12 protein-coding genes are annotated in these 11,650 nt (G+C 60.8%); 5 read left to right on the forward strand and 7 right to left on the reverse strand.

Annotated features, from left to right (window positions below):
* The first annotated feature begins 10 nt into the window (after window positions 1-10).
* From AC5E6N_RS20155 to AC5E6N_RS20165, 3 genes are all read left to right on the forward strand, one after another.
* The gene (locus AC5E6N_RS20155; RefSeq protein ID WP_491749489.1) at window positions 11-343 is read left to right on the forward strand and encodes an ArsR/SmtB family transcription factor; all 333 of its coding nucleotides are present in this window, start codon (window positions 11-13) and stop codon (window positions 341-343) included.
* Between the two features lie 13 nt (window positions 344-356).
* A complete protein-coding gene (locus AC5E6N_RS20160) occupies window positions 357-1,436 on the forward strand; it encodes an NAD(P)/FAD-dependent oxidoreductase (RefSeq protein ID WP_491749490.1) in 1,080 nt (359 codons plus the stop codon).
* 91 nt (window positions 1,437-1,527) lie between these two features.
* Window positions 1,528-2,493: a nucleoside hydrolase gene (locus AC5E6N_RS20165; protein ID WP_491749491.1), complete on the forward strand. Its 966-nt coding sequence runs from the start codon at window positions 1,528-1,530 to the stop codon at window positions 2,491-2,493.
* On the opposite strand, the gene AC5E6N_RS20170 is transcribed toward AC5E6N_RS20165, so the two are convergent.
* From AC5E6N_RS20170 to ggt, 7 genes are all read right to left on the reverse strand, one after another.
* On the reverse strand, window positions 2,494-3,288 hold the full coding sequence (locus AC5E6N_RS20170) for an SDR family NAD(P)-dependent oxidoreductase (protein ID WP_491749492.1): 795 nt from the start codon (window positions 3,286-3,288) through the stop codon (window positions 2,494-2,496).
* A 1-nt stretch (window position 3,289) separates the two neighbouring features.
* A complete protein-coding gene (locus tag AC5E6N_RS20175) occupies window positions 3,290-4,321 on the reverse strand; it encodes a phosphotransferase family protein (protein WP_491749493.1) in 1,032 nt (343 codons plus the stop codon).
* A 71-nt stretch (window positions 4,322-4,392) separates the two neighbouring features.
* Complete coding sequence (locus tag AC5E6N_RS20180) at window positions 4,393-5,217, reverse strand: SDR family oxidoreductase (protein WP_491749494.1); 825 nt, start codon at window positions 5,215-5,217, stop codon at window positions 4,393-4,395.
* A 128-nt stretch (window positions 5,218-5,345) separates the two neighbouring features.
* Window positions 5,346-6,236, reverse strand: coding sequence for an MBL fold metallo-hydrolase (locus AC5E6N_RS20185; protein WP_491749495.1), 891 nt, complete (start codon window positions 6,234-6,236; stop codon window positions 5,346-5,348).
* A gap of 63 nt (window positions 6,237-6,299) precedes the next feature.
* Window positions 6,300-7,040, reverse strand: coding sequence for a SpoIIAA family protein (locus AC5E6N_RS20190; RefSeq protein WP_491749496.1), 741 nt, complete (start codon window positions 7,038-7,040; stop codon window positions 6,300-6,302).
* Window positions 7,041-7,348: 308 nt separating this feature from the next.
* A complete protein-coding gene (locus tag AC5E6N_RS20195) occupies window positions 7,349-8,455 on the reverse strand; it encodes a calcium:cation antiporter (protein ID WP_491749497.1) in 1,107 nt (368 codons plus the stop codon).
* Window positions 8,456-8,624: 169 nt separating this feature from the next.
* Entirely contained in the window at window positions 8,625-10,220 is a 1,596-nt protein-coding gene (gene ggt / locus AC5E6N_RS20200; protein WP_491749498.1) for a gamma-glutamyltransferase, read from the reverse strand.
* Between the two features lie 239 nt (window positions 10,221-10,459).
* Between ggt and AC5E6N_RS20205 the strand changes: the two genes are divergently transcribed.
* Together AC5E6N_RS20205 and AC5E6N_RS20210 are read left to right on the forward strand one after the other, a co-directional pair.
* A complete protein-coding gene (locus AC5E6N_RS20205; protein WP_491749499.1) occupies window positions 10,460-10,987 on the forward strand; it encodes a YHS domain-containing (seleno)protein in 528 nt (175 codons plus the stop codon).
* A gap of 298 nt (window positions 10,988-11,285) precedes the next feature.
* Entirely contained in the window at window positions 11,286-11,561 is a 276-nt protein-coding gene (locus tag AC5E6N_RS20210) for a type II toxin-antitoxin system RelE/ParE family toxin (RefSeq protein WP_491749500.1), read from the forward strand.
* Window positions 11,562-11,650 lie beyond the last annotated feature (89 nt).

Raw genomic sequence — 11,650 nt, forward strand, 5'->3', positions numbered from 1 at the left:
CTGATATACCATGTCACCGCTTGTTCAAGACAAGGCCGTTCAGGCAGATCTGGCAGGAAACGCCGAGCAGGCCGCGCAGCTTCTGGCCGCGATGGCCAATCCGAAACGCCTGCTCATTCTGTGCAATCTGGTCGGCGGCGAGATGGCCGTCGGAGCGCTGGCGACAACGGTTGACCTGAGCCAGTCGGCGCTGTCGCAACATCTGGCGAAACTGCGGGCGCTCAAACTCGTCAAGACGAGGCGCGACGCGCAGACCATCTACTATTCCCTTGCTTCCCATGAGGTCCAGGCGGTTCTGGAGACGCTTTACGGCCTTTACTGCGAAACGCCGCCGGAAGACTGACCGTCCCGCAACAATGAGCGCGACCGCCAGAAAAATCATTGTCGTCGGCGCCGGTATCATCGGCGCATCGATCGCCTGTCATCTTGCAAGGCGCGGCGCGGCCGTCACCGTCATTGACCGCGGAAATCCGGCCGGTGAAGCAACAAGCCGCTCTTTCTCCTGGCTGAACGCATCAAGCACCCGCGACAAAGCCTATATCCGCCTGCGGCGGCACGCGCTTGACGAATACAGACGGCTGCAAAGTGAGATGTCCGGCGCATTGCCGCTCAAATGGAACGGTACACTTATCTGGCGGGGCGATGCGGCAAGCGTTGAAGAGCGTGTCCGTGAGCAGGTCGATGCCGGTCTCGATATCAGGCCCGTCGATGCGGACGGGATTGCCCGTCTTGAACCGAAACTCCGAGCGATACCAGAACTGGCCGCATTCGCACCCGGAGAGGGAGCCATGGAACCCGTTGAGGCAACCCGGCTCCTGCTGAAATACGCAAGCGAAGAAGGCGCGCGGATACGCCTGCCGGCCAAGGTCGAAGCATTGACCGAAACAGACGGCCGCGTCGCCGGCGTGCGGCTGGACGGCGAAACCCTTCATGCCGATTGTGTCGTCATCGCCGCCGGGACGGGCACTGCAGAGCTGTGCGCCCCGTTTGGCGTTTCGGTTCCGGTCGAGGCCTCACCGGCGGTTCTTGCACATTTTTCGGCTCCCGAAGCCCTTATCAACAGCGTGATCGTCAGTCCGCAGTTTGAAATCCGGCAGGTTTCGGAAAACCGGATTGCCGCGGCAGCTGCCTATATCGACAACTCCAGTGAAAACGGCCCCCTTGCCGTGGCGGACGATATCCTTCGCAACATCAGGGAAAGCATCGCCGGTTCAGACGCAGTGGAATTCCAGGGCGTGGATGTCGGCTGGCAGCCAATCCCGAAAGACGGGTTGCCGATCATCGGTTTCGCCCAGCAGGTCGACGGGCTCTACCTGTCGGTGATGCATTCGGGCATGACGCTTGCCGCCGCGGTGGGAAATTTCGCGGCGCGCGAGATTCTCGACGGCGATGAAGACCCCCTGCTCGGCATCTGCCGGCCGTCCCGCTTCGCCTGACGCGATACAGCGCAATTTCGCTTGACTTCACTGCGCCGATGAATTCACGGTCCGCGCCACCCCGCATGACCGATAAGAAGAAGGATCGACAATGAAACACAAGGTCATCATCGATACGGATCCCGGCATCGACGACGCGATGGCAATCGCCTATGCCATTGCCCATCCCGACATCGACCTCATCGCGCTGACGACGATCTTCGGCAACGTCTCGGTGGCTGAAGCCACGGACAATGCCCTGGCCCTGCTCGACAGCTTCGGCCATCAATGCGACGTCGCGCAGGGCGAGACCCGCCCGCTCGTCATGGAACCGCGACCGCACAGCTATTTTGTCCACGGCCGCAACGGGCTCGGCAATATCGAGATCCCGAAATCCGCAAATGCCGCTGTTTCGCAGACGGCGGCCGAATATCTGGTGAAAAAGACGCTGGAAAGGCCCGATGAAATCGATATCTGCGCCATCGGGCCGCTGACCAATCTGGCAAAGGCCCTCGACCTCGATCCGGCCATCGCAACGCGGGTCAGATCCGTATCGGTCATGGGCGGTGCCGTTTACATTCCCGGAAATGTCTCGCCCGTCGCCGAGGCCAATATCTGGAATGACCCGCATGCCGCCGAAAAGGTGTTCGCAGCCTCCTGGCCGGTCGTTCTGTCGCCGCTGGACGCGACGACGAAAGTGGTGCTCTCGCCGCATTTCTTCGCCGATCTCGAGGACGCCAATCCGAAGGTCGGCAGGCTGCTCTCGGATATGGCCCGCTTCTACGCACGTTTTTACCGCAGCCATTCCGGTCTCAACGGCTGCATTCCCCATGATGTGATGGCCCTTGCCTACCTCACCGTTCCGGGCGTCTACATGCAAAAACGCGGCGCGCTTGCCGCCGCCACCGACGGGCCGGGCATCGGCCAGACCATTTTCAATCCGGCCGGCAAGCCGACGGTCGATCCGGACTGGCGGGAACGCCCGCAGCACACGGCGCTGCTTGATATCGATGTCCGCTTCTTCGCCGCCCACTATTTCGACACGATCGCCGGCAGGCAGGCCGAAATCGGAGACTGATCAATAGCCGGTCAGGCCCCCGTCCACATGGATGGTCTGGCCGGTCATGAACGTGTTTTTCGGCGAAGAGGCAAAAACAAACGCCTCCACGACCTCGTCCACCTCCGCCAGCCGGCCCATCGGGATCCCGCGCACCATCTGCTCTTCGGTCACCACCCGGCCGCGCACTTCGACGCCGAGCATATCCGTCGCCATCGGCGTTCGCGCAAAGGACGGACAGACCGCGTTGATCCGCACGCCGAGCCGCGCATATTCCTGTGCCGTCGAGCGTGTCAGACCGACGACACCGTGTTTGGCCGCCGCATAGACGGCAAGGCCCGACGCTCCCGTGACGCCGGCAACGGAGGCGACATTGACGATCGCACCGCCCGTCCCGTCGCTGCGGTACTGGCGCTCCATGATCGGAAGCTGATGCTTGAGCGCGAAGAACATGCCGAGAAGATCGACATCGAAGATACGGCGGGCCTCCTGCGACGATGTCTTCGGAAGCTTCCCGAAAGCGTCCTGGGCGATGCCGGCATTGTTGAGCACAACATCGAGCCGCCCGAACCGCTCGACCGCAAGCGCCGCGAGGGCCTCCGACAGGCTTTCCTCGGCCACATCGCCGGCCAGCGTCGCGACTTCGGAGCCGGACGCATCCGACACCTCGTCGGCAATCGCCTGAAGCCGCGTTTCATCGTAATCGGACAAGACCAGCCGCGCGCCCTGCGAGGCGTAGCGCCGCGCCGCCGCGCTGCCAAAGCCCCCGGAAGCGCCGGTGATGAGAACCGTCGCCCCATCGAACAGACCCGCCATCTCAACCCTCCTTACTGGTCAGTTGCATCGCCATCGCCGCCATAACAGGCACAGCGACACCCATTTCCCTGGCCCGCTTCGGATTGGACGCATTGCCGTCAAGCGCGCGTTTCAAAACGCCCTGAAGAATCGCCGCCAGCCGGAAGAACGAAAACGCCAGATAGAAGGACCAGTGTTCGATCCGGTCGATGTTTCTGCGCCGGCAATAGGCCGCGACATAGTCCTCTTCGCTTGGAAGTCCGAGGGCCTGCCGGTCAAGACCGCCGAGCCCGCGAAAACCGCTGTTGTGCGGCAAGCGCCACTGCATGCACTGATAGGCGAGATCGGCAAGCGGATGACCGAGCGTCGACAGTTCCCAGTCAAGCACGGCGAGGATCTCGGGCCTGTCCTGCGCGAAGATCATATTGTCGATGCGGTAGTCTCCATGCACCAGCGAGACCTGTCCGTCATCGGCCGGCAGATGTTGCTCCAGCCACTGGATCAATGCGTCCATATCCGCAATGGTCTGGGTTTCGCTGGCCCGGTACTGCTTCGTCCAGCGGCTGAGCTGGCGTTCGAAATAGCTTCCGGGTTTGCCGAAATCCGCAAGCCCGACGGCAGACGGATCGACACCGTGCAGCGCCGCCAGCGCGGCGTTCATCGCATCGTAAATCGGGCCGCGTTCGCTCTTGTCGCATTCCGGCAGATCGGGTTGCCAGAAGATGCGCCCCTTTAGATAGCTCATCACGAAAAACATGCGGCCGATGGAGGAGTCTTCCTGCGAAAGATAGAGCATCCGCGGAACCGGCACGCCGCTGCCGCTGAGCGCCCGCATCGCCCGGAACTCCCGGTCGACCTGATGCGCCGATTTCAGCAACTCGCCCGGCGGCTTGGCGCGCAGCACATACTGGCCGCTGTCCGCAGTCAGCAAATAGGTCGGGTTCGACTGGCCGGTGTCGAACTTAGAGACCTTGCGCAGCCCCTTGAAGCCTTCAATGCCGGCTTCAAGCTCGGCGCCGAGAGGCCGGGTCTCAAGATCATTGGGATTGCTCATGGCGGCTTCACCTCCCGCTTACTGGGAAAGGGGACGATCTCAGGACCGGCGGAACGCCCCGAGGCACCGGGCTATTCCAGCGCGTGCGCGAAAAGGCCCATCGAACTGTAGACGGAAAGACCGCCGTCCAGCGGCAAAATGGCGCCCGACACATAGGACCCGCCCCTGCTGCATAGGTAAAGCGTTGCCGCGGCGATGTCGTCCGGGCTTCCGATGCGCCCGAGCGGCACGCCCTGCCCGACCTTTTTCGCCATCTCGTCGCTGCCGGTCGCGAACGCCGTCATCTTGCTCTGGAACGGTCCCGGCGCAAAGGCATTGACGGTGATACGGCGTTTGGCAAATTCATTGGCGAGGATTTTCGTCAGATGATGCACCGCCGCCTTCGAGGCGGAGTAGGAATAGGCGCCCTCGGCAACCGGCTGCGTTCCCATGACGGAACCGAGATTGATGATGCGGGCCGGATCGTCATCCGACGCACCGGCATCGAGAAGCGGCAGAAGTTCCCGCGTCAAGGTAAAAAGCCCGCCGACATTGACGTTCATGACCTTGTGCCAGGCACCATGCGGAAAGGTCTCAAGCGGCTCCCCCCAGGTCACGCCCGCATTGTTGACGAGGATATGGAGCACATCGGTCCGCGCCTTTACCCCGGAAACGAGTGCGGCCACGCCCTCCTCCGTCCCGACATCGCCGGCAAATCCGACCGCCGAGCCCGGGGCATCCATGGCGTTGAGCTCAGCGGCAACGGCCTCGCAGGCCTCACCCTTGCGTGACGCGATCAGGACGTGCGCGCCGCCGCGCACGAGTGCACTGGCCACCATTCTGCCAATGCCCGTCGCGCCGCCCGTCACCAGCGCCGTCTTGCCGGCAACGGAAAAAAGAGCGTCAAGATAGCCCAAAACAACCTCCCCGTTTGCGCTTGTTCTCAGCGCTTTTCGTTATACAACATACTCGGTAGTATGTCTCGCTCGACACCTGATTGTAAAGCCCCGGCCGCAAAGAAACACGGACCAGATGCTGCAAAGGATCAAAGCTTGTCGATCGGCACCTTCAGGAAAACGTCGCCCTGTTCGTCCTTGGGCGGCAGCTTTCCGGCACGCATATTGACCTGCAGGGACGGAATGATGAGTTTCGGCATGGCAAGCGTGTCGTCACGCGCCTCGCGCATCTGGACAAATGTGTCCTCGTCGATGCCGTCCCGCACATGGATATTGTGCGCCCGCTCATCCGCGACGGTCGTCTCCCAGCGGATCTCGCGCCCGTTGGGCCCGTAATCGTGGCACATGAAAAGGCGTGTTTCCGGCGGCAGTTCGAGAACACGGCGCACGGAACGGTAAAGTGTGCGCGCACTGCCGCCCGGGAAGTCGGCACGGGCCGAGCCGCCATCCGGCATGAACAGGGTATCGCCGACAAAGGCACAATTGCCGATCACATGCGTCATGCAGGCCGGCGTATGCCCGGGCGTGTGCATGACAAAGACGTGCATACCGCCGATCCGGTATGTATCGCCATCGGTGAAGAGCTGGTCGAATTGCGATCCGTCGCGCTGGAACTCGGTCCCTTCGTTGAAGATCTTGCCGAACGTGTCCTGAACGACGGTCACCTGCTCGCCGATGCCGATCCTGCCGCCGAGGTGCTTCTGGATATAGGGGGCGCCGGACAGGTGATCGGCATGGATGTGGGTTTCGATCAGCCATTCGAGCGTCCAGCCCTCGCTCCTGATGCGTTCGATAATCGCATCGGCGCCCTCGAAGGTCAGCCGGCCCGCCGCATAATCGAATTCCATCACCGCATCGATGACCGCACATGATGACGATCCGGGATCGCGCACGATGTAGGAGATCGTGTTGGACCCCTCGTCAAAAAAGGCAATCACGTCCGGTTTGGTCGACAGATCTGTTTGGAACGGCAGCGTCATGAACGGTCTTTCCATGTCATGTTGATAGAAACGGCACCTGCTGTGGCCGGCCCGGATGAACCTTCAGCTCCTGATCCAGACCTTGGCATCCTCGATCGCGCTTGTGTCAAAGATATGCAACTGCCCCGGCATCATCGGACCGAAGACCTTGGCGCCGTTGCGAATCCACTCAAAGTCCGAAACGATGGCGATCTTCGAAAAGGCGGCAATATGCCCGAGCCCCAGCCAGGCATCGTCCCACATGGCCGAGGCCGTGGCGCCGTCAAACGCATCGCCGAGAACAACCAGTATCTTGATCTTGTCGTGGGTTTTGAGCTTTTCCTCGACCAGCGGCGTCAGCACATCCTTGTAGTCGCGCGACGAGAGCGTGCCGACGACCTCATAGGCGATGACGTCGGCGGGAAGTCCCTCGATAATCCTGATCGAGCCGGATGGATCATCTTCCGAGGCGGCCCATTCAACCGCCTTGTCGAAGGCATCATGCGGAAAATGCCGCACCTTCGCGCGGACAAAATGATCGACCAGCGACGGCATGATCGAAAGGGCCGTGTTGTCGCTGACCAGCGCCACTTTCGGCAGGACCTTTTCGTGCTCGCGCACCAGCTTCAGATGCGCGAACATGGCGGCCGCATTCTTCCAGTGCGGCAGGGTCTCGGCGTTCAGCACGATGCCCGGCGCCCTGTCCGTGCTGTTGATATAGTCGTTGATATTCTCCGAAAGCCCGTCGAAATCGGCCTCGCTCAGCGTATCGCGCGCCGTCGCGACGATCAGATTGTTTTCCCTGTCGATGGTGGTTTCAAGCATGTTTGCCCTCCTCGATGGTTCGGTCCGCCATGCATTTTCCGCCGCGGGCCCTCAAAATCCGCCCGTTGGCCCCCGGACAATTGCAAGATGCACCAATCCGGTGCCGAGCAATACACGCTAAGGCTAGCAGAAAAACACGGGCAAAACATGATCTATGTTGCGACGGGCCGCGCCATGCACGTCTGAGACCGGTCATACAGGACCCACCCGCTTGCGCATGGCGACCGGGTCTCCAAGTGCCCTACCGGTGCGGCAACCCTGGCCGGCTTGTGTTTGTGCCTGTCAAGACCGTACTGATCGCCCGTGTTTCAGGGATTGAAAATCAGCACGAGATAGACGACGAAAATCACCAGATGGACAGCGCCCTGCAGCATGTTTGTCCGGGTTCCGCCGAAAGTCAGGGCGCTGACGAACATGGTCAGGAGAAGCAGCGTCATGTCGGTGTTGCCGATGCCGAGCTGTATCTCCTTGTCGAAAAAGATGGATATGGCAAGGGCCGCCGGGACCGTAAGGCCGATGGTCGCGAGTGCCGAGCCGAGGCAGATATTGACCGCGCGCTGGAGATAGTTCTGGCGCGCTGCGTGGAAGGCCGCGAGCGCCTCCGGCGCCAGCACCAGCGCGGCGATGATGATACCGCCAAGCGCCACCGGAAGGCTCCATGTGCCGATGCCGAAATCGACGAGGACGGCAAGTTTCTTTGACAAAAGCACTGCCGGAACGAGTGTGAGAACAAGCAGCAGGGCGTGATAGGGAACGGATCCGCCACCCGGCGGCATATCGTGGTGAAACTCTTTTTCGTCTTCCGCGCCCGGCTGCGTGAAAAACGAGCGGTGCCGAACCGTCTGGATTGCAAGGAAGGTCACGTAAAGCACGATCGTGATGAGTGCGAACCACTCGGCCTGGATGCGGCTGAGGCTCGGATCCGGCGTCGAGACGGTAAAATTCGGCAATATCAGCGCCATGGTTGCAAGCGTGACAAGAACCGTCAGGAAGGCGCTGGCGCCACGCAGGTTGAACTCCTGCTCACTGTGCTTGAAACCGCCGACCAGAAGAACGAGGCCGACAACGCCGTTCATCACGATCATCAGCACGGCCATCATCGTATCGCGGGCAAGGGTCGGCAGCGCGTCGCCGCTCAGCATGATCGCCGAGATCAGCGCCACCTCGATCGTAATCACCGCGATGGTCAGAATCAGCGTGCCGTACGGCTCACCGAGCAATTCGGCCAGATGATCGGCATGCCGCACCGCTGAAAAGGACAGCAGCAGCATGGTGGTGAACAGCACCGCAAAAAGCACCGTGAAAACCGGTGCGGTGAAGATCACGCCGAAGAGACCGACAAACGGACCGTAGGCCAGGGCGGTGATGACAAAGCCCAGGATGAGCGCATATTCGGAACGAACAAATCGAAGCATATGAGAGTGAAACGGCCCCTGCTACCGGATGATTCTGCAACAATCTAGCATCGAATCGATGTGAAACAATGCCGGCTTTCAGCCTTAAGGCACATGATTCACAGGGGCTCGGTAGAGCCGCAAGAGAGCCCGGTTCGGGCGGCTGCCCGGCCGTCTTTGGCCCGCAAAGTCAGTAACCGATAGCGCAGCCGTCCTTGCGCGGATCGGACGCGCCGGTCAGGACATTGTTCTGCCAGTCGATGGCAATCGCCTGCGATCCCCCGATCGGGACTGCCGCCGTCTCGATATCGTGTCCCCTCCGCACCAGTTCATCGCGGATATCGGCAGCGACGGAATTTTCCAGTTGGACCTTGCCGCTGAACGGATCGGCCATGAAGCGCGGGGCGTCCATCGCCTCCTGCAGGTCGAGACCGAAATCATGATGGCGCGTCAGGAACTGCATATGCCCCAAGGCCTGGTACTGACCACCCATCACGCCGAAGGGCATCAGCGCTCTTCCGTCTTTCGTTTCCATGGCCGGAATGATCGTGTGAAGCGGCCTCTTGCCCGGCGCGAGGCGGTTCGGATGGCCTTCCTCAAGCGTGAAGCCCTGGCCGCGATTGTGCAGCGTGACGCCCGATGCCGGTGCCGTAATGCCGCTGCCGAAACCGAAAAACAGCGTATTGATGAAACTGCAGGCATTGCGGTCCTCATCGACCACGCTGATATAGACCGTATCGCGGTGACGCGGCACATCGATATTCATCGCCGGCACGGTTGCCCGGGCCGGATCGATCGCGCCGGCAAGCTGGCGCGCGTACCCGCCGGACAGCAGCACGTCCACCGGCATGTCGGAAAAAGCCGGGTCGCCGACAAAATGGTTGCGCGCCGCATAGGCGAGACGGCATGCCTCGAGCTCCAGATGGACACGATCCGCCGTCAGCGGTCCACCCGGATCGATATCGAACTGCTGCATGATGTTCAGCAACAACAGTGCGATGACCCCCTGCCCGTTCGGCGGACACTGGTGGATGGTGCGATCTCGAAACTGGGATTGGATCGGTGTGACATAGTCACCGCCTGCACCGGCAAGATCATCCATCGTGTGGACGCCGCCCATGTCCTGCAGCCGCTCGACAATGTCGCGGGCAATCCAGCCCTTGTAGAAAACGTCGCGGCCTTCCTCCGCAATAGAGCTCAAGGTCCTGGCCAGTTTCGGCAGGCGCAAAACCGATCCCACCGCCGGCGCTTCCCCGTCATGAAGATAGGTTGCGGAACTGACGGGATCGTTGCGGATAAACGCCGCCTGGTTGGCAATGTCGAAGTGAACGCGCGGAGAAACCGGGAAACCGTCCTTGGCGTAGCCGATTGCCGGCGCCAGCACGTCGCCGAGCGTCAGCCGTCCATGATCGGTTTGAAGCCGGACCCAGGCATCGACCGCCCCGGGCACGGTGACGGAAAACGGCGAATATCGTGGTATCTCGCGCATGCCGCGGCCAAGCAGCGCATCGGCGTCCGCAGCCGCGGGCGCGGCGCCCGAACCGTTATGGGCGACGAGTTCATCCGAACCTTCGGGCGCATACATGCAGAAACAATCGCCGCCGATGCCGGTCGAATGCGGTTCGACCACGCATTGGACCGCGCAGGCGGCAATCGCCGCATCCATCGCGTTTCCGCCGCGCCTGAGTATGTCCATGGCTGTCTGCGTTGAAAGGGGATGGGACGTGGCCGCCATGGCCTTCCCTGCAAATACAGGCGAGCGCCCGGGATGCGAAAGGTCTCTCAATGTCTGCCTCTCAGCTTTGAGTGTTGCGTTTTGCAAGGGCGCGCGGGCGCTCGCACAACCCTTTTCCTAACTTCGTCCTGCGGCCGGCTTTGTCAAGCGCACCTGCTTCATCGCACAGATCCACAGCCTCTATGGCGCATGAACACACCGGGCTAACGAAGCTGTGTAGAGCCGTGAATGGCAATCCGCCGAACCGCGCCGTAGTTATGGCTTCCAGACAGCCATACGGGAGAAAGTTCATGTCACTTCGCACAACAGCCCTCGCAATGACTTTTCTCGCCGGCAGCGCCTTTTCGGCTCTGGCGGGCGAACAATATGTAGACAGTTCCGGTTACGCCGTCTCCGGTTACGACGTCGTTGCCTATTTCGATCTCGATCAGGCTCCCGTGGGCACGGGACAGCCTTCAGCCGTGCGCGGCAATGCCGATTACACCGTCGATTACAATGGCGCGAAATGGGCGTTCTCGACAGCTGAGAACCGCGACAAGTTCGCTGCCAATCCTGAAAAATACGCACCGCAATTCGACGGCCACTGCGCCTATGGCATAGCCCAGGGCGGCAAGGTTCCGGCCAACCCGCATCTGTGGCGTATTGTCGACGGCAAGCTCTATCTGAACATCACCAGGAACGTCGTAGGGTTCTGGGAAGAGGACATTCCCGGCAACATCAGCACCGGCACGACAAACTGGTCCCAGCTTGAGGCGAACGCCGCTTCGGATCGTGAGATCCCGCAATATGACGGCGCCATCGGTCCCGTTACCAACTGACCGGATACCCCGTCGGCGCATCCCAAGGCAGGATGCGCCGCGGCACGAAAAGCCCACGGTTTTCCTGAACTGACCCCCGAAGGTCGATATCCAACTTTCGGGGGTCAGTTCAATTGGAAGTGAACCCATCATACGACTACGTGCACAAGCTCTTTGAGAGGCGATCTCAATCAACCCCTCACGGCTCACATTCATGGCCATGTTGGTATTACCTGATGTTAAATGCGGGAATCAAATGTTACTGGAGTTGTGTCAACTATCAGTTGACACATGAAGTGGGTGTCAACATATTGATTACATGATCAAGACGTTCAGACATAAGGAACTGGCTAAGTTCTGGAGTGGTGAGCGATCGAAGATCGGTACAAGGTTCCACAAGAAGCTACGCATACGCCTTAACGTACTGGATGCCGCGACAAGTGCAGAGGACCTGGACCTTCCGGGGTACTACCTCCACCAGCTACAGGGGCACAAGCCGACGCGCTATTCAGTGAGAGTAACCGGCAATTGGCGACTGACATTTGAGTTCCACGGCGGTGATGCACATGTCGTGGATTTTGAGGACTACCACTAGAGCAAGATGAGGTCAGGTTTGATCATTTGATGGCGGAAAATCGGTTCATTCGGCAAGGCGCGTCGCGCAGCGCGATGCAGAGCATCGGG

It is taken from the genome of Hoeflea sp., assembly GCF_984452065.1.

What these genes read in the sequence shown, in the direction of transcription:
- AC5E6N_RS20155 (WP_491749489.1), top strand. Translation starts at nt 11, where the DNA reads ATGTCACCGCTTGTTCAAGACAAGGCCGTTCAGGCAGATCTGGCAGGA.
- AC5E6N_RS20160 (WP_491749490.1), top strand. Translation starts at nt 357, where the DNA reads ATGAGCGCGACCGCCAGAAAAATCATTGTCGTCGGCGCCGGTATCATC.
- AC5E6N_RS20165 (WP_491749491.1), top strand. Translation starts at nt 1,528, where the DNA reads ATGAAACACAAGGTCATCATCGATACGGATCCCGGCATCGACGACGCG.
- AC5E6N_RS20170 (WP_491749492.1), bottom strand. Translation starts at nt 3,288, where the DNA reads ATGGCGGGTCTGTTCGATGGGGCGACGGTTCTCATCACCGGCGCTTCC.
- AC5E6N_RS20175 (WP_491749493.1), bottom strand. Translation starts at nt 4,321, where the DNA reads ATGAGCAATCCCAATGATCTTGAGACCCGGCCTCTCGGCGCCGAGCTT.
- AC5E6N_RS20185 (WP_491749495.1), bottom strand. Translation starts at nt 6,236, where the DNA reads ATGACGCTGCCGTTCCAAACAGATCTGTCGACCAAACCGGACGTGATT.
- AC5E6N_RS20190 (WP_491749496.1), bottom strand. Translation starts at nt 7,040, where the DNA reads ATGCTTGAAACCACCATCGACAGGGAAAACAATCTGATCGTCGCGACG.
- AC5E6N_RS20195 (WP_491749497.1), bottom strand. Translation starts at nt 8,455, where the DNA reads ATGCTTCGATTTGTTCGTTCCGAATATGCGCTCATCCTGGGCTTTGTC.
- AC5E6N_RS20205 (WP_491749499.1), top strand. Translation starts at nt 10,460, where the DNA reads ATGTCACTTCGCACAACAGCCCTCGCAATGACTTTTCTCGCCGGCAGC.
- AC5E6N_RS20210 (WP_491749500.1), top strand. Translation starts at nt 11,286, where the DNA reads ATGATCAAGACGTTCAGACATAAGGAACTGGCTAAGTTCTGGAGTGGT.